This window comes from Bradyrhizobium sp. B124 (assembly GCF_038967635.1).
Taxonomy (GTDB): domain Bacteria; phylum Pseudomonadota; class Alphaproteobacteria; order Rhizobiales; family Xanthobacteraceae; genus Bradyrhizobium.
Genome location: NZ_CP152413.1, coordinates 26,997 through 47,545, shown reverse-complemented (window position 1 = coordinate 47,545; position 20,549 = coordinate 26,997). Strand labels below are relative to the sequence as shown.

Annotated in this window: 19 protein-coding genes and 2 pseudogenes; 9 read left to right on the top strand and 12 right to left on the bottom strand. The window is 59.2% G+C overall.

The window, feature by feature from the left end; genetic code table 11:
• Positions 1-51: 51 nt before the first annotated feature.
• The gene (locus AAFG13_RS00175; RefSeq protein ID WP_342710754.1) at positions 52-621 is read left to right on the top strand and encodes a hypothetical protein; all 570 of its coding nucleotides are present in this window, start codon (positions 52-54) and stop codon (positions 619-621) included.
• Positions 622-1,403: 782 nt separating this feature from the next.
• On the opposite strand, the gene AAFG13_RS00170 is transcribed toward AAFG13_RS00175, so the two are convergent.
• The 3 genes from AAFG13_RS00170 to AAFG13_RS00160 all read right to left on the bottom strand — a co-directional run bounded on the left by AAFG13_RS00170 (position 1,404) and on the right by AAFG13_RS00160 (position 4,231).
• The gene (locus AAFG13_RS00170) at positions 1,404-2,906 is read right to left on the bottom strand and encodes a glycosyltransferase family 39 protein (RefSeq protein WP_342710753.1); all 1,503 of its coding nucleotides are present in this window, start codon (positions 2,904-2,906) and stop codon (positions 1,404-1,406) included.
• Between the two features lie 62 nt (positions 2,907-2,968).
• Complete coding sequence (locus AAFG13_RS00165) at positions 2,969-3,340, bottom strand: hypothetical protein (protein WP_342710752.1); 372 nt, start codon at positions 3,338-3,340, stop codon at positions 2,969-2,971.
• Positions 3,341-4,003: 663 nt separating this feature from the next.
• Positions 4,004-4,231, bottom strand: a complete 228-nt coding sequence (locus tag AAFG13_RS00160) for a helix-turn-helix transcriptional regulator (protein WP_342710751.1) — start codon at positions 4,229-4,231, stop codon at positions 4,004-4,006.
• A 79-nt stretch (positions 4,232-4,310) separates the two neighbouring features.
• Here AAFG13_RS00160 and AAFG13_RS00155 point away from each other — a divergent pair.
• Both AAFG13_RS00155 and AAFG13_RS00150 read left to right on the top strand, forming a co-directional pair.
• Positions 4,311-5,118: pseudogene (locus tag AAFG13_RS00155) on the top strand (YqaJ viral recombinase family protein).
• 663 nt (positions 5,119-5,781) lie between these two features.
• Positions 5,782-6,204 (top strand): DUF968 domain-containing protein, encoded by a 423-nt coding sequence (locus AAFG13_RS00150; RefSeq protein ID WP_342710750.1) that lies wholly within the window; start codon positions 5,782-5,784, stop codon positions 6,202-6,204.
• A gap of 808 nt (positions 6,205-7,012) precedes the next feature.
• Here AAFG13_RS00150 and AAFG13_RS00145 read toward each other — a convergent pair.
• Complete coding sequence (locus AAFG13_RS00145) at positions 7,013-7,384, bottom strand: hypothetical protein (RefSeq protein ID WP_342710749.1); 372 nt, start codon at positions 7,382-7,384, stop codon at positions 7,013-7,015.
• Between the two features lie 389 nt (positions 7,385-7,773).
• On the opposite strand from AAFG13_RS00145, the pseudogene AAFG13_RS00140 reads away from it, so the two are divergent.
• The 4 genes and pseudogenes from AAFG13_RS00140 to AAFG13_RS00125 form a co-directional block, all read left to right on the top strand.
• Positions 7,774-8,006: pseudogene (locus AAFG13_RS00140) on the top strand (single-stranded DNA-binding protein); the annotation flags it as partial.
• The gene (locus AAFG13_RS00135; RefSeq protein WP_342710748.1) at positions 8,003-8,620 is read left to right on the top strand and encodes a hypothetical protein; all 618 of its coding nucleotides are present in this window, start codon (positions 8,003-8,005) and stop codon (positions 8,618-8,620) included. The pseudogene AAFG13_RS00140 and the gene AAFG13_RS00135, both read left to right, overlap by 4 nt.
• A 116-nt stretch (positions 8,621-8,736) precedes the next feature.
• A complete protein-coding gene (locus AAFG13_RS00130; RefSeq protein ID WP_342710747.1) occupies positions 8,737-9,174 on the top strand; it encodes a DUF5658 family protein in 438 nt (145 codons plus the stop codon).
• A 261-nt stretch (positions 9,175-9,435) separates the two neighbouring features.
• Positions 9,436-9,738, top strand: a complete 303-nt coding sequence (locus tag AAFG13_RS00125) for a hypothetical protein (protein WP_342710746.1) — start codon at positions 9,436-9,438, stop codon at positions 9,736-9,738.
• On the opposite strand, the gene AAFG13_RS00120 is transcribed toward AAFG13_RS00125, so the two are convergent.
• Both AAFG13_RS00120 and AAFG13_RS00115 read right to left on the bottom strand, forming a co-directional pair.
• The gene (locus tag AAFG13_RS00120) at positions 9,735-10,595 is read right to left on the bottom strand and encodes a sterol desaturase family protein (protein WP_342710745.1); all 861 of its coding nucleotides are present in this window, start codon (positions 10,593-10,595) and stop codon (positions 9,735-9,737) included. The genes AAFG13_RS00125 and AAFG13_RS00120 overlap by 4 nt on opposite strands.
• Positions 10,596-10,675: 80 nt before the next feature.
• The gene (locus AAFG13_RS00115) at positions 10,676-11,005 is read right to left on the bottom strand and encodes a DUF5658 family protein (RefSeq protein ID WP_342710744.1); all 330 of its coding nucleotides are present in this window, start codon (positions 11,003-11,005) and stop codon (positions 10,676-10,678) included.
• A 579-nt stretch (positions 11,006-11,584) separates the two neighbouring features.
• Here AAFG13_RS00115 and AAFG13_RS00110 point away from each other — a divergent pair.
• Complete coding sequence (locus tag AAFG13_RS00110) at positions 11,585-12,436, top strand: sterol desaturase family protein (protein ID WP_342710743.1); 852 nt, start codon at positions 11,585-11,587, stop codon at positions 12,434-12,436.
• 331 nt (positions 12,437-12,767) lie between these two features.
• Positions 12,768-15,023, top strand: coding sequence for a fused MFS/spermidine synthase (locus AAFG13_RS00105; RefSeq protein WP_342710742.1), 2,256 nt, complete (start codon positions 12,768-12,770; stop codon positions 15,021-15,023).
• Positions 15,024-15,082: 59 nt separating this feature from the next.
• Here the strand turns inward: AAFG13_RS00105 and AAFG13_RS00100 are convergent, their stop codons facing one another.
• The 6 genes from AAFG13_RS00100 to AAFG13_RS00075 all read right to left on the bottom strand — a co-directional run bounded on the left by AAFG13_RS00100 (position 15,083) and on the right by AAFG13_RS00075 (position 20,435).
• On the bottom strand, positions 15,083-15,631 hold the full coding sequence (locus AAFG13_RS00100; protein ID WP_342710741.1) for a tetratricopeptide repeat protein: 549 nt from the start codon (positions 15,629-15,631) through the stop codon (positions 15,083-15,085).
• Between the two features lie 168 nt (positions 15,632-15,799).
• Positions 15,800-16,192 (bottom strand): hypothetical protein, encoded by a 393-nt coding sequence (locus AAFG13_RS00095; protein WP_342710740.1) that lies wholly within the window; start codon positions 16,190-16,192, stop codon positions 15,800-15,802.
• 12 nt (positions 16,193-16,204) lie between these two features.
• Positions 16,205-17,836, bottom strand: coding sequence for a type II and III secretion system protein family protein (locus tag AAFG13_RS00090; protein WP_342710739.1), 1,632 nt, complete (start codon positions 17,834-17,836; stop codon positions 16,205-16,207).
• Between the two features lie 409 nt (positions 17,837-18,245).
• On the bottom strand, positions 18,246-18,659 hold the full coding sequence (locus AAFG13_RS00085) for a TadE/TadG family type IV pilus assembly protein (RefSeq protein WP_342710738.1): 414 nt from the start codon (positions 18,657-18,659) through the stop codon (positions 18,246-18,248).
• The gene (locus tag AAFG13_RS00080) at positions 18,659-19,975 is read right to left on the bottom strand and encodes a pilus assembly protein TadG-related protein (protein ID WP_342710737.1); all 1,317 of its coding nucleotides are present in this window, start codon (positions 19,973-19,975) and stop codon (positions 18,659-18,661) included. The genes AAFG13_RS00085 and AAFG13_RS00080 overlap by 1 nt, the downstream gene beginning before the upstream one ends.
• A gap of 7 nt (positions 19,976-19,982) precedes the next feature.
• Positions 19,983-20,435 (bottom strand): hypothetical protein, encoded by a 453-nt coding sequence (locus AAFG13_RS00075; protein ID WP_342710736.1) that lies wholly within the window; start codon positions 20,433-20,435, stop codon positions 19,983-19,985.
• Positions 20,436-20,549: the final 114 nt, after the last annotated feature.

Below are 20,549 nucleotides of genomic sequence, written 5' to 3'. Positions count from 1 at the left end.
CATAGGCAAAAAACAGTTTCGTGTGACACCTGTAGAAGCAAGGGGAACGGTTTGAGACTGCAAAATGTACCCCTGTTGGAAGTTCAAGCCCGATGGGGTTACAGCGAGTTGACGGATTCTCCGGCCGCCCGGCACTATGCGGATCTAGGGCATCTCGTCGCGAAGCGATCAAGCGGGACTTCATTCGAGCAGCTCTCTGAGGATGAGCAGTATGAACTCGCCTTGGGTACCGCGTGCGCTCGGCCGGTCCTGCTCGCATTTCTGACCGGCGTAATTTCGTTTGAGGTCGTTAAGGTCGGGCGAGCGAGGTTGGGCTCGATGTTCGTGCCACCGAATGTATGGCATCCCGAAAGCGAGGGACGTTTTGTTTCGTTCGAGGAATATATGACGACGACCAGCGTCGATCTCGACGATCCTCGAAGCGTACTTCCCAAAGGAACGAGCTATGAATTTCCCACAGATCCGATCACGTTTGGTCGCTCGTTCAGCTTTCCGATATTGATCGACGGCTTTCATCGTGCCGCCCGCTTCTGGAAGTACGGTCCACCGGACGGAAAGTTGCTCGCTTATCTTCCGTCAGGTCTGGTAGTAGAGGACGGACTGAATCTCGCTCGTCGGTGATATCTGCATGTCGCAGTCGCCAGGCACTATTTCTTCTTCCGATGCGCGCTTGCTTTCAACGCTCGCATAATTCGATCCGGATCGGCAGCTCGCGCGAGCCGGACGTGAAGTGGCGGCTAGTCGCAGGCAAAGGCACAGCATTCCGGCTGTCCCTTTTGGAGACCAGAATCCAGAAAGCCGGATCGTTTCGGTAGAGTTGACGGGAACAAGCGACCCGTTCTGCCGTGAAGCGTGCCGGTGACGAGGCGCTGATCCGTGAGGCCGACGACCTGCTCCGCGAGAGCTGGAACGAGACAATGCGGGCTGCTGCTAGTCCTGCTACCTATGTGCGAGCGCGGCAGCGTACCGTCGGATCTACCCGGTCCCTTTCCCAAAGCGCTCGCGGACAAATGATACATCTGCCCGACTTGCAGTGAAAATCGGAAGGCCCGCGATCTGGAGTGACGGGGCTCGCCGCCGCCTGTCTAAGCCTTATCTCGGTCGTTGCGCGCGTTGCCGTCGCAATTGCGCTCGGCCGGAACTCTACCCTGAAGTCGGACATTGCCTCGTTGCCCCGGGAACTTAGGTTATTTCGTATTCAATCTTCGTCTTGAGGTTTCGAGCACACCGTGTTCCGTCTCGCAGCCGGCCCGTTCTTGTTACCCGGCGCCCGCTGTCCGCACAATAGCCGACGGCTGGACAAGATCGGGCTAGAGGTGAAGTAGCGGCTTGTATGCAAGGCTCCACGCCGCACCTCTCAAATCCCGGATGCGACGCTCGCGGTCGCCATACATTAACCGCTCCTACTGCGCCTTCGGCCGCACAATGGCCCATCCGATCCGCAATGGGGGCTGGCGTCCATTCACCCACAATTCGAACGCGCGCGGGATTTCCGGCACGAGGCCCGGAAAGCGCTGCGCGATCGGCGCGGGCGGCCTACCGATGGTATCGAAGGCACGCCAGACCACGATGCCACCTGTTTCGTTGAATTTTTGCGACGTCAGCCAAGGCGTCCGCTCCGGAGTGGCATCAAGAAAAAGATGCGGCCGCCCCCGATCCAGCGAGATCAGACTGGCGATCTCCGCATCACCGGCTACCGCACGAAGCTGCTTGTCGGTTCGCCGCTCAAAACCGTCGACGAAGAACCGCGCGATCGGCTGGGCTGGCAACGAGATCGCAACCGCACTGCCGCCGGTCCATGGCAGGAGCAGGGTCGAGGCGATGACCAGAAGCCCCGGAGCCACGATGGCCCCAACCCACAACGTCCGCAACAGCCGCGGGCGCCGAAGGTGAATCGGATTGCCGCTGGCGACGATCGCGGCGAGCCCGGTCATCATGAGCGGAACTCCCAATCCGCCCGCTACAAGATCGAAGCCGAATAGACCCCAGAACAGACTTGCGCCGAGCGCAGGCGCAATCGCGAAGAAATACACGAAGTTGCGCGCCAGACGCTCGAGCGGCGGCCGATAGATGGTCGGCGTATCCTCGGGCGAGCGGCCGAACATGCGGGAATTGAACACCATCAGCAGCAAAATTTCCCCGTTCGCCGACAGCAGGCCGCCGGCCTGCAAAGCCCAACCCGTCACCAGTGCTTTCAAGTCCGAAAGCTCCGGCAGTGGCTGGACCGCCACGGTATCGGCTCGGATCAGCCAGTTCAGATAGGGCAGCGTCAGTGCGATGATGACGAGCAGCGCGTACAGCGGATCGACCGACATCAAGACGCGGCGCCCCTGCGCGGTCGCCAGCGCAAAGCACGTTATGAGGAGCAACAGGCCGGGGGCGACGGACGTGGTCAGCAGCAAGAGGCCGGCTTCGATCGACCATGCAAGCCAGACATTGCGCCGGTTCTGCCCGATCAACCGCCAGGAATGCAGCAGCAACAACGCCCAAAGCGGCCGCGCTGCCACCAGCGGACCAAAATTCGGCCCGTAGAACGCCGTGACCGTCATGGTCAAAAGCACGGCCAGCACCGCCTGCTGGCTGCCGACGATGGCGCGCGCTAGATGATAGAGTGCCGAGAAAGTCACGATCGAGCACAGCTGCGCCAGGAGGTAGACACCGAAGACATGATTGCCGGCGGCGCGAAAGGCGATGTCGGCAAGCCAGAACGCCAGTGGAGGACCGAGATCGGTGCCGAGCTGATATTCGCGGCCATAAGCGAGCACGATCGCAAGATTGGGTGGTGGACCTGCATAGAACAGCAGCGCGACCGCGAGCCACAACGTGGCCTGCAGCAGCACTGCGATCCAGACCGCGAGCCGCGGCCGGACCTGGATCAGTTCGATAACGAGCGAAGAAGATTGCATCAACGGTCAGGCGTTGTGGTCGTCATTGTCTCGCCTTTCGTCCTCCACGACCCGTGGTGCGCTTAGAACCTCCGTCCGGACGATTCCATTTTTCTGCATTCCCCGCTGACTGCAAGGGGTTTCCCTTCCGACGACAGGGTTTTGGTAGCTTTGCCTGACTGTCGGGAAATAGTGATCGAAAGCGAAGCTGCGTGATCCGTTCCACCGACAGTAATGCTTGCCGGGCCATCGAAGGAGAAGGAATCTTCGTTCACTCTCCAACCTCTTGTTGTGTCGATGTAGTACTGCAAGGTCGACGCGGCCATGTTCCAATCACCAGTCGAAGCGAGCGGAAAATCGCACTCCAATGATGCGACCAGATTTTGCGCGTGACTTTCCAGCGTCAACGCTCCAAAGGCCAGAAGCGATAGAAATCCGTTGCGTATGACTTGCACGTAAGAACTCCTCGAAGCGCTTATCGCGGTCTCACCAAATCATCCTGCATTTTAGTTTCGTGACGGGATTGGTGCCATCCGTAATGTGCGGGCCATGCAACCGTGTCTCCCCACCCGAAATTCCCGTGTTTCTACGGTGGCCGAGATTCGCAATTGGTGCGACGCGCTACCACCTTTGCGCCACGAACTGACCTTCCCGCTATATCCCCCTGGCTAGCTAGGAATGGCAATTGCCGTGGGCATTTGCCGATTTACGATGTGCCAGTCGTGCGGATTGGCCGACCCAACCCCACACCCCGACCATGCATATCGCGCGATGAGGGACCGCCACTCTCAGCCCACACGGAGCGACGGTCCCGCCCCTATCGTGGAGGCGATCCGTCCTTGGATGTCCATCAAACGAAAGCCGATCGAGATCCCGCCCGAGGTCGCCCACCAAGTTGCAGCGGACATGCAGGACCTTTCACACCGACGGGATATATCCAACGCGACCAGAACGCGGTCGGCATCAGGCATATGCTGGCCGCGACTGAATGGGGCTGAATTCTTTCACCGCAGATTTTGGAATGCAGATTTTAGAATGAAGCACAGCTCGGGGCTGGATGCGATCAGGGGATTTGCAATCGGCTTGGTGTTGATCGGGCACCTCGTCGCCGAAGTCCACTAAGACAATCTGTTTGCCAAATTGTTTGTCCTGAGTGCGTGCGGCCCGGCTTTTTCGAGCGCCTCCTGCATTTTCCGAACCGCTTCTTCCGACACAGTTCGCCGCTGCCGCTCAAAATCAACGACCGTTGAGAGGCCGAGGCCGGCGATCGACGCCAGCTGATGCTGGGTCATATCGAGCAGCGCCCGTCCTCCGCGGCATTGAGCAGGAGAAATGATTTTCAACATTTTATGTTGACTATCCTGATGCCTTATCAACATTTTGTACAAACGTGGAGAATGCAATGATTCCCAATCAAAATCTCACATTGCTTTTAAGACGGATCGTCGTCGCTTCGTAGGCGGATCTGATGCCCGCATTATCATGGGGGCTGATGAAGCCGCTTTGGTCCGTCTCTGGCGAGAGAAGCGGGGCGAAATCGAGCCCGAGGATTTATCAAGCAACTTGATCGTCCAGCTGGGCACGGCGACCGAGCAGCTTAACCGTCACTGGTACGAGAAGAACACCGGCCAAGTCGTAACTCAGGTGCAGCGGCGGGTCTTCCACCCCGTCAAGCGCTGGATGGCGGCAACCCTCGACGGCATGGTGGAGGCCACCGGCGCGGTATTCGAGGCCAAGTTCATGCTGCCTTGGTCGTTTTCTGAAGAAGCGGCTGCCGAAAAACATATCGCACAATTGCAGCACAATATGTGGGTTTCCGCGTCAAGAACGGCGGTGCTGTCAATCATTACTGGCGGCGGCAAATGGGTAGAGATGACCATTCCGGCCGACCCGCTGTACCAACACTTGCTGCTTACGGCAGAGAAGAAATTCTGGGCGCTGCGTCGAGACCGGCGAGCTCCCTCAGCTGTTCGGCATAGAATCCCCACGCCCCCGGGTTGAAGCTGTTCGAACCGTGGATATGAGCGCCTCCAATGCTTGGACGGAGTTTGCCGGGGTCTTTCATCGGACGCGCTCAGCCCATCTCGAGCACGATGCCGCAAAATCTGAGCTGAAGAAGTTGATGCCAGAAGACGCAAGAGAAGCGACTGGCCACGGGCTTAGGGCCACCCGCTCGAAATCCGGTTCAATCAGCTTTCATGTTATTCAGGAGGCCGGTCATGCAGCAGTCTAGCGAAACGATCGGCGCGATCGCTGGCCAAGGCCCAACTCGAACTTTCCAACTTCGAAAAGGCGCTGACTGCGACCATCCCTGCAGTCTTTCCGCGCGAAGAGGCACGCAGCTTCAGATACGCCTCTCTGGCGAGCGGACTGGATTTGGTCCGCAAGTGCCTAGGGAGCCACGAGATCGCAACGGTTCAAACGACAGGTATCGACCAAGCGACGGGCCTTGTTCGTTTGACAACGGTCCTCGCGCATTCGTCCGGAGAATGGATGTCTTCGAGTGGCCGGTGTGTCCCGTCAGCGAAATCAATGCTCCACACCGGATGGGAGCTGCCCTCACTTATGCCCGGCGATACGCTCTCTTCGCCCTTGTGGGTATCGCGGGCGAGGACGACTTAGATGCGCCGGACGCGACAGCGGCCCCGCCGCCCCCCGAGTTTAGGGCCGGCAATCGGCCCGACGTCAAAGGAAATAAAGGCGCTGCGCAGCGGCCTCCGCTACTCAGCCTGGATCAATCAGTCCAACTGAGGGAGGAGATGTTGGCGGAGCTCGATTGCTTAACGAGTGAGAAAGACCTTCTCGCTTGGGCCTCAGTCGGACTGCCCAAAAAGAACACCCTACTAGAGGCAGATGCCCGTGCAATTAGTCTGCCTACCCTGAGAAGCTCGCAGGCGTGCCGCAGGTGCCTCCTGCCACAAACGACTGCTCACAAACGGATGTGTCCGTTGAGGCCCTCCCGATTGATGCGACGGCCAATCTTGCTTTTCCCAAAGAGCCCGTGCGCAAGCGCAGCAAGGCCCACCTGCAGTTTGTCCGGGAACAGCCTTGCCTCGTTTGCCGGAAAAGCCCGTGCGATGCCCACCATTTGAAGTTCGCCCAACCCAGGGCTCTCAGCCGCAAGGTCAGCGACGAGTTCACCGTTCCGTTGTGTCGCACTCATCACCAAGAACTGCATCGACACGGCAACGAACGGGCTTGGTGGGCGAACTCGAAGATCGAGCCTTTGCGGCTGGCCCATGATTTGTGGACGGCAAGCCCGATCCACAGCCCGCCCACGTCGGCCGTGGTTGGCACGGCTGAGCTGCTGCCGGTTTGATGGACACCAAGTTGGTCATGCGAAGACGTAAGTTCAGTCGCGAGTTCAAGGTCGAGGATGTCAAGCTGTCAACGGCATACTTCAACTGTCTGTTCAGGATCGCAGATCAACTTAGCCAGACGCTTTTTGGCGGGAGGGTCAGCCGGAGCACTCGTCATGGCGTGAAATGAAAAGGGGCCGCGCGCGAGGCGGCCCCTTTACTCGGAAATCCGCAATATTGACCTTGATGAATCTATCCCCGGTATTGAGAGTATTAGCGCCCTTCGCATTTGCAGCAAAATCCGGGAAGGTACGGGCGAACATCTCACTCAGCGCACGAATTGTGCGCAGTGAGGGTCGCCTCTTGGCGCTGCATCGTCCTTCTGGCTTGCCGAATCACTGAGCTCACTGCGAGAGGCCCATCAAAACGAAGGACGGCTCGTTGCAAAACTGGACTGTCGTGAATCGTTGCGGCCACCGGTAGTGATGCGCTATTTGGTCAAGAGCCCCCTCGACAGCGTTGCAAGAATCGCAGTCGTCCCAGGCTGCAGTAAGCAGCGAATTGTTCAAACCTTCAAGACTGATCAGATCGATTTTCTAGACACGGCATACAGTCCAGGCTGGGAGAAGATCTGACCCTGGTTGGACAATGAGAGTCGCTCCAAAAAACGACCGGACAAATCAACCAACGATGCAGATCAGATCTCTTTTCCACCCATAAGCCCCGCGCCCCTGGCCGGTCCTAAGCCAATAGGCCCTGCGGGTGAAAAGCCCACTCCGAAAGGACAACCCGAGCATTAATTTCTCAGTGTCCTCCATGCCCCGGCGCTTAGAACTTCCGTCCGGAGGATTCCATTTTTCTGCATTCCCCGCTGACTGCAAGGGATTTCCCTTCCGACGACAGGGTTTTGTTAGCTTTGCCTGACTGTCTGGAAATAGTGATCGAAAGCGAAACTACGTGATCCTTTCCATCGACAGTAATGTTTGCAGGGCCATCAAAGGAGAACGAATCTTCGTTCACTCTCCAACCTCTTGCTGTGTCGATGTAGTACTGCAGGGTCGACGCGGCCATGTTCCAGTCACCAGTCGAAGCGGGCGGAAAATCGCACTCCAAGGATGCGACCAGAGTTTGCGCGTGACCTTCCAGGGTCAACACCCCTAAGGCCAGAAGCGATAGAAATCCATTTCGTATGACTTGCACGCAAAAAGCTCCTCGAAGCGCTTGTCGCATTTTAGTTTCGTGACAGGATTGCTGCCAACTGCTATGTGCGGCTTGTGCCGCTATTGTCCTCTCTGGAAATTCCCGTGTTTCTACGATGGTTATCGCAATTGGTGCGGCGCGCTACCACCTTTGCGCCAGAGCTCGACCTTGCCCTATCCGCTTGCTAGTTCGGAATGGCACTTGCCGCGGGCATTTGTCGATTTACGATCTGCCTAATCGTGCGGATTGGCCGACCGAACCCCACACCCCGACCATGCATATCGTGCGATGAGGGATCGCCGCTCGAGCTCAGAGAGCGACGGTCCCGCCCCCCGGCAGGCTCCGGGAGCGCGGCAGAGATCAGAGATCAGCGCAACAATCAAATGGAGCAACCTAGGGCTCTCGGCCGCGTCAGCGACGAGTCCACCGTTCCGTTGTGCCGCGCCCATCACCACGAGTTGCATCGACAGATCAACGAAAGGGCCTGGTGGGCGAACCTGAAGATCGAACCGTTGAGGTGGCGCATGACCTATAGGCGGCAAGCCCAATCCACAGCCCGCTCACCGCCGTCGTCAGCGCGACGACCTCCTCCCGCCTGCGGTCGGAGGCTCGTCCCAGATGAACAGGCCATTCCAAACCACCCATACCGCACAGGGGCTGACAACGACGGTGCCGGTCGAGTTCGAGGTATTGGCGGCACCTGCCCTTCTGCTTCCCGGTGAACGCCTTGACCACCACCATGCGCTGCGCCAGGCGGTTTTCGCTGATTTGGGGCCGCGGTCGACCATCGAATGGCTGCTTGCGATCGACGTCGCCGAACTGTCCTCGGAGATCCAGCGCCATCGCAGCCTGCGGCACCGGCTGCTGTCGATCTTCCGGCAAAAAGCCATTGAGGCTGCCTTACGCGGCGTCGACATGGCCGGGGTCGTGCCCGAACTAGAGGGCGAGGCTGAGTACTACGCGCGTCAAAATGCGCTTAGCTGGCGGCTCGATCCCGCCGTCACGACCGAAATCGAGACGCGTCTGGCGTCGTACGGCTTTGATCAGCATTCCATCAACACGGAGGTTACATCCGGCCACGTGAGGCCCTCGTTTTGTTCGAGGCCCTGCTCAATGCCGCCCAAACGAGGCGGTTGTTGCTCATTAGGGATATCAGGAGGCGACTCCCCGACTAAACCCGCGCGTCGGCGCCTCGCCTTGCGCTCCGAGCGGCAGTTGCGGTGGTACCGATCTTGAATTGCCGTTATGCTTGTTGGAGCTAGAGCAGATGCGCTAACCGAGGTCATGACCCTTTAGTTGAATTTTCTCCGGGCTCGCCGAGATTAAACTCTATCCTTGTTTGAGATGTAAAAATGAAAGTTTGGATCTACACAGACACAAGCAAGAACATTGGCGATCCGCAGTACCTGAAGGTTTTTGCGACCAGCGAGGCCGCGCAGCCTTGGCTTAAGCAGAACGACCCTCACGGCGTCGCAATCGCTTACGAAATCATCTTAGAGCCGGGTTACCTGGCTAAGACATTCCTGGTGCTTTCCGTTTTACTTCTTGGACTAGCCGATCTCTTCACTACCAACACGATCCTGAATCTTGGTCTCGGTGAGTTGAACCCGTTTATGCACATTGCTCAAACATGGCTCGGTGCTTGGTGGCTGATCCCTAAGCTCGGCTTGACGTATGTCATGATGTGGTTGCTTTGGCGAAGCAACAACCCGTACAACATCGCTCTGGTGGTGGCGTTCTGCTGTACGCCTGTATTAAACAATTTGCTCATTATCACTGGATCGAACTGAAACGCTCAGCATATTTCCGCGGTTGCCACGAGGCCTCCAATAACGTTCCAGCACACGCAACCGCCGAGGATAGCGTTGGATAAGATGCACCAACACTTACGACTGACGGCGAGAAAGAAATTCTGGCGCTGCGTCGAGACCGGCGAGGCTCCTCAGTTGTTCGGCATTAAGCTCCCGTGACCTCGGATCGCAGCGCTCCGAATGGTCGATAGGAGCGCCTGCAATGCAGGGGCGGAGTTTGCCGGGGTCATTGGAGGTGGATTGGATTTATTCCGCAAGTGCCTAGGGAACCATGAGATCGCAACGATTGAAACGACAGGTATCGACCAAGCGACGGGCCTTGTTCATTTAACAACGGTCCTCGCTCATTCGTCCGGAGAATGGATGTCGTCCGAGATCGAGACGCGTCTGGCGTCGCACGGCTTTGATCAGCATTCCATCAACACCGATGTCTACGTCCAGGCGCGCGAGGTCTTCGTCTTATTCGAAGGGCTGCTCAATTCTGCTCAGACTAGACGTTTGTTGCTCCCAAGGGAGATTAAGAGACATCGCTTTCAGACCTAGCGCGATCGTTCCCGCGAGGTCAGTTCGTCTTGGCCCGGACGAACTACGCCGGAAGACGATGCACGACTTAACTGATCATCGCGCCTTTGGCGCGATGTCCATACGCGAAACGGGTGCGCCAAAAGCCGCAAATATCCGGATGGCATCGGATGACCAACGCCAAATGTCTTCGGCTTTTTCTCCCTTGGAAGGTAGACACTTCCGAACAGCCAATCGTAGAACGAGAATACGCCGGCGAAGTTTTTATCCTTGGCTTCCACCTCGCTGCTGTGGTGCCAGTGATGAAACTCGGGCGACACCAAGACGTACCGTAGAGGGCCGTAGCTCAAGCATACATTGGCGTGAACGAGATAGGCCTGCCAGTAGTAGACGAGGAAGTAAGTCCCGATCGCTTCTGTGGAGAAGCCGAGCGCGTAGAGCGGAAACAGCGAGCCGGCTTTCATGAATGCCACGTCAAGCGGGTGCTGATGAACCGCAGCGAGCCAGTCCAGTTCTTCGACAGCGTGATGGACCGCATGCATCTGCCACATGGCGGGCACGGCATGCAGGATGCGGTGGGTCCAGTAGACCCCGAGGTCCCCGATCAGGATCACGAGGACCACTTGCACCCAATAAGGAAGACCGTCGATCATATGCTTCACCGCCGACGGCAGCATGGATTGATTGACCAGAATGGCCATCGTGACGATAACAATCACGCCGATCAGGATCAGCCACCCGTTGACAAACTGGAAGGCCAGATCGGTCAGCAGGCCGCGTCTGAATATCTTCTGAGGCCTCGCAGCAAACAACCGCTCGATCGGAACGAAGATCAAAAGCGTCAGCAAAAATTTGCTCAGTCCAAATAGCTCATCCATGCAAATGGCCGCCTCGAAGATAGCGGAACTCTACCACTTGCCTACCAATTCGCCAATTGTGCTGAGGCGAAGCGACCGGTTCAGTTCGTGCCGGCGATGATGAGGACGAGGTTGTTCAGTACGGGCGTGGAGCAGAAGGCCACCACAAGGGCAACGTTGTAAACGTTCTTGCTGCGCCAAAGGAGCCACGTCACGAGAAACGTCAAACCGAGCTTGGGAACAAGCCACCAGACGCCGAGCCAGGTCTGAGCCAGCCTCATGAACGGGTTCAGTTCGCCCATCCCGAGATCCAGGATCACATTCGTCGTCACGAGGTCGGCGCACCCCAGCAGTAAGCAGGAAAGCAGCCAGAGCGTTTTGACCCAATTCGCCTTTAGGCCCTCGATGCTGAAGATGCCTGGTTTGGTCATTCGAAGGATCCTGAGGCAATGGCGAAGTTGAAAGGACCGGCGAGGATGCAATTGGAGGGTGTCTAAGCCAAAAACCTTTATATTTTCCCAAGCTTCCGGCGTTCACCGAGCCGCCCCGCGCCTCAATGGCGCTTCCTCCGGATTTGTTGCTGCCCGAGCGGCCAGCTCGAACGTGCAATTGGGCAGCAGAGCAAACGCCTTGCCCCTGGAACATTGAACATATAGAGAACGCAGCTATATTTCGGTCGATCGAAAGCTCGTCTCCTGCTGGCTCGTTCGCACGGCAGCCGTAAGCCAAATATGGTTAAAGCGGTGATCCAAGCCTTCCTTAAGGAAGCGCTGCGCGACGCGCGTTATCTTTCCTCAGTCCAAGCGAGTTGGGACCAACACGCGACGGAATCCCGCAAAAATCCCGGCTTGCGCTTGCTTGAGGTTTGAGGAAGTATAACTTTTTCAGCATCCAGACGGCGGATGCTTTCGATCTTGTCTCGTATTTTTATTGGCATTTGATTTTCGCTGGCAACGCCAAGGGCCTGCCCTACCGACCAAGGACTACATTTAATCGGCGAGTCATTTCGTATGTCGAGTGAAATTGCGCATGCTGCCTTTTACTTGGCGCTGTTGCTGGGAGCCATCTACGGCAGTCGCCTTGTTGAGAAGAAATGGCCTATCGCGGACGTCCCCGCCTCCGAATTTCAGGACGATTGGCTTGCGGTTATTGCCAACCTCGGATTGTCAATCTCGCTCGCTCCACTAGCAGCAATTGTCGCGGGCAAGATAGCGAGCATTACCGGGGTCGGCTGGATTCACCTACCGACCGAAGGCTACTGGTGGTACGTCTCTCTCGCATTCGTGGTGGTGGTGCTAGATCTCTACAAGTACACATTCCATCGTCTCCAGCATGCCATCCCGTTTCTTTGGTCGATGCATTCGTTCCATCACAGCGCAAACGCCGTGACGTTCATTACCGGTGCCCGGCACTATTGGCTCGAGCGCGTCCTGGCTGACGCCTTACTTCCTATTCTGGCGATCCTATTTCGAATCCCACCGGATATAGCGATCGCCACGGGCGTCATCTTTTTTCTTCCCGACGCTTGTGCTCACCTGAACGTGCGCATCCCGCTCGGTCGGTATGTGACGTGGATCAACAACCCGCAATGGCATCGCGTCCATCACTCGGTCCTGCCCGAGCATCGGGACAAAAACTTTGCCGCCTTTTTTCCGTTCTGGGACATTCTGTTTGGCACGGCGTGCGTGCCGAAACCAGACGAATATCCTGCAACGGGGCTCGTGCCGGCCGAACGCGTGGACATCATCAATAGCGTGATCTGGCCAATCCGACATTTGCGGCATCGAGCGTCCGGGCAACCCCTTCGGCCGGCGCCGGCGGAACGCCGATCAACGTCGGTGATCCCGTCACCGGCGGAATGATTCCGCTGCCGTCACCGCTGACGGAGAAAATGCCGCGACTGATCGGTGCGAGATTAGCGACCCGCAAAGGCGCGATCATCATCAGCGGAAGAAACAGCCGCCATGTCGATGCGGTGTTGATGCCGAACTAGGGTCACACCACCGGACTCTGGGTGCCTTGGTAGGCCCGACAGGTAGAGTTTCCTGAATCCACGCGATGATGCTATTCTTGGACATGTTTTTCTTCGGGGATGAGACCATCCTGGCGATCTCGTAGCCTTTTCAGTTTCGATACCGGCGATTTTTAGACGTTAGTTTGGCACGGCGTGCCGCATGACAATTCAGAAACAACATGCATTTTGATGGCCAGGTAAACCTCCAAACGATGATATCCGCGCCCGCACTGCGTTTTGCGCCCGTGATATATCCTGCGGCGCTTTTCCTCTCTGCGCTCCTGCTGTTTGCGATTGAACCGATGTTTGCAAAGATGGTGCTGCCCCGGCTTGGCGGTGCTGCAGCCATCTGGTCGGTTGCAATGGTCTTCTTCCAGTCAGCGCTGCTGCTGGGCTACGCCTACGCTCACGTGCTCAGCCGTACGTTGTCGCCAGGGCCATCGGCTCTCGTTCATCTGGGGTTGCTGGCAATTGCCGCCGCGACATTGCCGGTCGGCATAGCTCATGGCTTCGAAGCGGCGTCACAGCAAGGGCTCGAACTCTGGCTGTTGGCATTATTTGCCGCCTCGATCGGCTTGGTGTTCGTCGCACTCGCCGCGACCGCTCCCCTGCTGCAAAACTGGTTCGCGGCGAGCGGTCATCCGCAGGCTGCCAATCCCTACCTCTTGTATGCGGCTTCCAATCTGGGCTCGTTCGTCGCGCTCATGACCTATCCCTTTGTGGTCGAGCCGCTGTTGACGTTGCGGACACAGATCCAGCTGTGGTCGTTCGGCTATTTTCTTTTGACCTTGCTGATCGTGGCCGCGGCGATCGTCGTCGCTGGCGCGGCCGGGCGCTCGATCGACCAGGCAAGTCCCGGAACGGCCGCTGCCCCCACGGCCGCCGAACGAACGATGTGGACCGTGCTCGCCGCGATTCCGGCCGGCCTCGTGGTCGCCGTCACGGCTGCGATCTCAGTCGACCTGGCGGCAGCGCCGTTTCTGTGGGTATTGCCGCTGTCACTCTACCTTCTGACCTTTGTGGCGATCTTTCGCGAGCGTGCCTGGGTCGCGCACAAGACCGTATTGAAGCTGGTGCCGTTTGCCGCTGTGGCGCTCGTCTCCACTGCATCTGTCGTGGTGCGGCCGTATTTTGGCGTCCTGCTGGTGATGCATCTCGCGAGCTTCCTGGTGATCGCACTCGCTTGCCACGGCGAACTCTATCGCCGCCGGCCTGAGCCGGCGCGCCTGACGGAATTCTACCTGTGGACATCATTCGGCGGCATGATCGGCGGAATCTTTGCCGGGTTGATCGCGCCGCACATATTTGATGGTGTCGCCGAGTATCCCATCCTGGTGCTGGCCGCGTTGCTGGCAATGCCCGGCGCGTTTGACGGTGGGCCGCACCGGATGTTGCGGCAAAGTGGCCCCGGTCTGGCATTGGCCGCGCTGACCCTCGGCATCGTCTGGCTGCACCTTCACATTCCGGCCAGCGCGGCGCGGCCGATCGACATCGTGCTAATTTTGCTGGCCGGCGCGATGGTACTGGTGCGTCGGCAACCGGCCGTATTCTTCGGCCTTGCGGTGTTCGCCTTCGCGATTGCCAGGATCGATCCCCTCTTCGCACCGATTGAGCAAGTCCGCAGCTTCTTCGGCGTGCATCGCGTGGTCGAGGACCGCTCCGGGCAATTTCGTCTCCTGATGCATGGCACGACCGCGCACGGCGCCGAGCGTGTACGCAATGCCGATGGGACGCCGATCAAAGGCCGTCCCGAACCGACCACGTATTATTATGTCGGCGGGCCGATCAGCGACGCGATCGCGGCGGCCCGGCATGCACAGGGGCGGCTGACGCGCGTGGCAGCAGTGGGGCTCGGCACCGGCAGCCTCGCCTGCCATCGGCAGGACGGCGAGGAGTGGACGTACTTCGAACTCGATCCGCAAGTGGTCCGCATCGCGCGCGACCCGGCACTGTTTCATTTCCTGTCGGAATGCGGACCGGATATCCGCATTGTGCTCGGAGATGCGCGGCTCACCCTGACGGCGTCACCGGAGCGCTACGATCTGATCGTGCTCGACGCCTTCTCCTCCGATGCGATTCCCGTGCACTTGCTGACCCGCGAAGCGTTTACCGGATATATGGCACACCTCACTGCCCATGGCGTCATCGTTCTGCACATCTCGAACCGGCACATGGCGCTGCGGGGGCCGGCCGCCGCGGTCGGCCTTGCCGAAGGCCTCGTCGCCTTTGGCAAAGCTGAGCTTCCCCCGACGACTCCACAAGAAGATGCAAGGACTGCATCTGACGTGGTCGTGTTTGCCCGGGACGTAAAGGACCTTGGCGATCTACCGTCGCAGGGATGGACGCGCCTCGATCCCGGCGCGCGGGTTGCCTGGACCGATGACTATGCTAACATTCTCGGCGCCGTTCTCGATGCCAAGCTCGGGCGCTGGTGAAGCATCGACCCCACCGTCCAAACGCCTCGTTAAGATCAGGCTACCGTTTCGCAATCAGCCTATGGCTGATTGTTCGGCGGTCGCTCGATGAACTTCCGGCTGCCGTTGAGAAGCTCAAGGTTGTTGGCGATCACCGGATTGCCCGGATCGAGCGAATACGCCTTCTCGAACTTTTTCCGCGCCGCGCTCAGATTGCCGCGCAGCATGTAGGAATATCCCTGGTCGTTCAGGATCTGAACGGTCTCGCCGCCAAGCCGGATCGCCGACGCATAGGCCTGGTCGGCAAGATCGAAGCGGCGTATCCGATCATAGCTCGCCGCGAGCCCGACCCAAGCCGTGATGTCCTTCGGCGATTTCTCGACGGCGTCCTTGAAATAGCGCTGGGCGATACCGTAATTGCCGCGGTTGTATTGCTCGAGCCCCATCCGCACCGGCTCATCGGAGGGATAGTATTTGACGTCGGTCGGCTCCTGCACGGGGTCGCCGCCGGGCGGATCCACCGGCGCCACGATCGCGGCCTCCCGCGTCGTGTAGTCGCAGGCCCCAAGGCCCACCGCCAGCCAGCAGCAGGCAAGCGCCGGAATGAGACGCCGCAATCCTCGTCCCATGTCCCAGCTCCGGCGACTTCCCTGCGTCATCAGACAAACCATTGTGAAACTACCTAAAGGAAACAGACGGCACGACACTGTCAGCGCCAGAACACAACGTCACAGCCTCACTTCCAGACTCTCTGTCCCAACAGACGGACGTACCTGAGAGGCTGAACCTTCAGCTGGTTACTTGCCTACCCCGACGGCCACCGATCCTCCGGTCCCTGCCCCCAGTCCGGTTGTGTTGACATTCTGAATGGTGGTGACGGGCGGCGGCTGACCCATCGCCTTGGTCGGATCACCCATGTCGGGAAGCTGATCGACTGGCCGTGTTGTGGTGCCGTAGCGCTTCACGGCCTCACCCGTCCGCCGCGCGTCGTACGCGATCCTGCGATCGCCGACATAGGCCGGCCACGGGTGGATCGTGTGGGTGACGGCGTTGACCTCTTTCGCATTGCCGGCACTCATCGTGATGGTGTCGGAACGCTGGACGTAGCGGTCCATCTCGTCATGCCCGTAGACGCCGTAGCAGCCGCCGAGCAGGACGGGTGCGAGCAGAGCCAGATACCTGATGGTCATCGCCCGGCTCCTCTAGTTCAGGGTTTTCACGACCGGCTGGTTCGCACCAACGGCCGGTGGTGGAGCGCGCACGACCGCATCGGGCGCAATGATGTGGCCGTAGGGCCCCTTCACCTCGCCGCCGGAATTGACGTAGTCGTCGTAACGCTTGCGGACTTCCATCTGGCCGTTGAGGAAGAAATCGACGTCGTTGGCCGGCAGGCGCGAGTCCAGCGGTGATGCCAGTTGCTGGCCGGGTGCCGCCGGCGCGACCAGGCGCGGCGTCACGATGATGACCAGATCGGTTTCCTCCTGCTGGTACGACTTGCTGCCGAACAGGCTTCCAATCACCGGCACTGAGCCGATCCAGGGCAGTTGCGAGACATCCTGCCGGTTGCGGGTCTGCAGCAGGCCGGCGATGGCAAAGCTCTGGCCATCGCGCAGCTCGACCGTGGTACGCGCGTCGCGGCGAGTTAGTGAGGGAACGGTGGTGCCCTGGATCGTAATCGCATTGGTGAAGTCGAGTTCGCTGACCGATGGCTCGACGCGGAGGTTGATCACGCCCCGCGAGAGCACGGTGGGCACGAAGGCCAGCTCGACACCAAACTTCTTGTATTCGATCGTGACAGTGGGGAAGCCATTTGTCGTTGTGTTCGGGATCGGCACCGGAAATTCGCCGCCGGCCAGGAAGCGTGCGGCATCGCCGGAAAGCGTGGTCAGGTTCGGCTCCGCCAGTCGGCGAATCAGTCCCTTCGTTTCCAGTGCGGTAATCAGCAGGTCCACCGAACTGCCGTTGTTGGTCCGCAAGATGCTCGTCAGCAGGCTTCCGAACGGAGCTGGAGCTACGCCACTGGCGGAACCTATCAGCGTGCCTGCCGTAGCAAGCACGGGAAGGCTCCCGGTGGGAGGAGCACCGACATTGCCGTTGGTATTGATGCCACCAATCGGCACTCGCGCCGCCGTGGCCGACCCCAATCCCGTATTCGCGACATTCGTGCCATTGGCGTTTGCCGCCCAAAGGTTCACCCCGAGGTCGCGTCCCGCCTGCCGGTTGACCTCAAGGAAGCGCACCTCGAGCATCACCTGCTGCGGCGCCGCAACGCTCATGGCGTTGACGACGATGCCGCCCTCGGGAACGCTGCCCTTGGCGATCGTCATCGCCCGCTCCGCGACGACCGCATCGGATGCCGTCCCGCTCAGCACCACCTGGCCTTCGGAGGCTGACACGCGAATGCCGCGCGTGCCCGTGCTCGACGCGATGTTCTGCTGCAAATTGCCGATATCGACGGTGACCTCGACATCGAGAATGCCGATCTGCTTCATCGAGCTGTCGAACAGGATAACGTTGGTGGTGCCGGTCTTCTTGCCCTGGACATAGATCAGGTGGTCGCTCAGCGACTTCACGTCGGCAACATCCGGCGAGCCTGCGACGATCGTCGCAAACGCCGAATCGACCCTGAACGTGCGTGACTTGTTGACTGTCACCCGGACCCGCTGGACGTCGCTCATTTCGTTGACGAAGACGCCGCCGCCCGAATTGCCCCGGCGGTCTGCTGCCCTTGCGCGGTCCGTGGAATCAAACAAGGCGACCGAAGCGCCAAGAGCCGTCATGCTCAAGGCGACAATCACGTGTCCCGCGCTACCCCAAACGCGACCACCAACCATGCGAATCCCCTTTGCCGTGTTGCCTACGGCCAATCCCGTAGATTTACGGCCCCCGACTTCCTGATCGCTCTCCTTCGCGCACCACGCCGCAGAGCTTACAGTCTGTCCGACTACAAATCGTTACTCGCAAATTCCCATTCCCTGGCACGCCTTTGAGGAACCACCCCGTTCGGTCCGGACCCGTCCCGGCGCCAGGCCGCAATGGCGGCTCCCAGATCATCTCCCGCCGCGCGCCCTGATTGCAAGGAGAGAGCTTCGTAAGGCCGTGGCAACTCGGGAGAAAACTCCGCGATGTTGCCAGCGCGCACCACTTCCGTAGCCCACTTGGGCCAATCGCCAGCGGGCCGAGCCCGGCCTGGCCACCTCCGCCAGGCTGCTCCCCCGATAAACTCCAACGATTCGGGTCTCCTCAGAACGGAATTTGGGTGGACACGCTCGGCGCGTTGAGCGACGTGCCCCATACGGGCACCAGCATGGTGAAGCCCGTCTGCGATGCCGTTATCGTCAGCGCGGAGGCTCCGGCCGTCGTGGTCACTGTCGGCGCAGCGACATTCCCGCCGTACAGGAAGGGAGAGATAGCCTGCTTCTGTGCGGCCGACAGATAGTCGGCGGTACAAGCGGATGGGGATGTGCCCGCTATCACCGCAGGCGTGTAGCAAGTCACGATGTTCGCCCGCGCGCCGGCACTCGCAAGCATGCGCAACGATTGCACCGTGATCGCATATCGCCCGAAATCAATGATGGCGAACATCAGCGTGAACAAGAACCCGCCGACGAGACAGAACTCGAAGGCCGCCACCCCGCGCTGGTCGAGCTTTCTCATCACTGCACCAAACGCACGGTTTGAATATTCGGCCTGACCGCCCCATCGCCTGTACAGTTGGAATTGTCCAGCGACGTATTGCCCTGGAATTTCACCGAATAGGCAATGACCTGATAGCACCCGGTAGCGGGCGCACCCGAGCTGTTGCCTGCGTACGTGATGGGACTATTCGGTACGTAGACCGTGCCATTGAAATAACTAGTGGAGCTGCCACTGATGTTGACACCGCCCGGGGTCGATTCATCATCATAGATGAGAAGATCTTTCATCAGAGCCTTTGCCGATGCTGACAATGCGGACGGCCCCGTCGGTGACTTCATCGCTGTCAGTTGGATCGTCGGGTTTCCCGTAATGGTGAGCGATCCTCCACTGAAAAATATCAAGGTAGCCGTTCCGGTTATGGTTGGACTGCCATTGATTCTGACATTTCCCGTAAAATAATATGTGCCGCTCAGCGTCGAAGGGAGCGAGGTGGCAGTATTGTAACAGGCACCCGTCTCATACGATTTGACTGTCCCACCGCACGACCCGTTGGGAAAACTACCCGGCACCTTCAAAGCTCCGATCGCTGCGCTTAATCCACTCAGCGGATTGGGAATCGGTTGCTGATAGGTTTTCACGCCCGTGCATTGGCTTCCCCCCGTCTGGGAGCAGCCGCCGACCGTGTAGCTCGGCGCATTCACCTGGATGCCGGAATTGCCCTTGAAGCCAATTGCGTTGTCGGCCGTACTGTTCGACGAGATGCCACACGTCGGCGACGATACCGTGGGGCTTCCCTGGAACGTAATGGGGTCCTTCAGCGACAACACGCATGGAGGTTTCGCCAAGCTGTCAACGCCGGCAACCGCCGTCGCGACCACATTGATCGTCGATAAGCCAAGCAACTGGGCCAGGTATGTCGGTTGCTGCTGACTCACAGTGGCCTGGACATAATTTCCCGCGGTCCCGTTCCATGACCCCAATGTAGCGATCTGGACCGTTTTCGACACGCCTGTCGGAAGGCTCGCAGCGCAGGTGGCGCCGGGATAGGACGTGTCGCCTGAATTGCAGAACGAATTCTGGGCTGCAACCTGCTTGCCGCGCCAATCGACCGTCTGTGTATTGCTGCAGGTCACGCCAGGCTGCGGCGCATTGTCGCACGCCAGCCGCAAGGCCCCCGAATAGGCAGCCGCATCGGCCGCGCCCTGGGCGCGTTGCCAGGTCACGTACCAGGAGCCAGCCTCACCGCCGAGCGCCATCGCTCCGATCAACGGCACAAGAGCAACCACGGTCGCGAACGCGGCGGACCCTCGACGGCAACGAAGCATGTTACGCATGGGACACCTATTGAAACCGTTCTGAGTAAGTCAGTGTGAACGAACAGGCATTGCCGCTGGTGCTCGTGCACAACACGGACGTCAGCACGATCGGCGCCAACGTGATCGTCGTTGAGTACGAATAATACTTCGCCAGCGCAGGACCGGAGTTTGCCGACGTGCAGACCGCATTGCTGTCGCCGCAAATCAGTGTGATGCTGGGGATCGGAAAGCGGCTATCGGCCTTCGCGAGCGCGGCCGATGCCCAACTGGACGCATTCGTGACGTCGGGTGGCGGGGAATACAGGATGGATTGCCCGAACGCGCGCAACGCCGCAAGCGCAGAAATGTAGCGGTAGCCGGCCACTGCAAGATCAGCCAGCGGCAAAAGGATCACTATCAGCAGAATAAGGTAGACGAACGGCATCTCGAACGCGACGCTGCCGCGCTGATCGGCGATCAGAGAGCGTTTGCCTCTCACAATCCTTTTTCGACAGAGCAAAGAATGCAGCACGTTGGCACCCTCACACTTCAGCTAGACCGATGCATCTCAAAACGTATCGCCCGCGGCAAATCTCGCGCCCCCCCCCGCCGA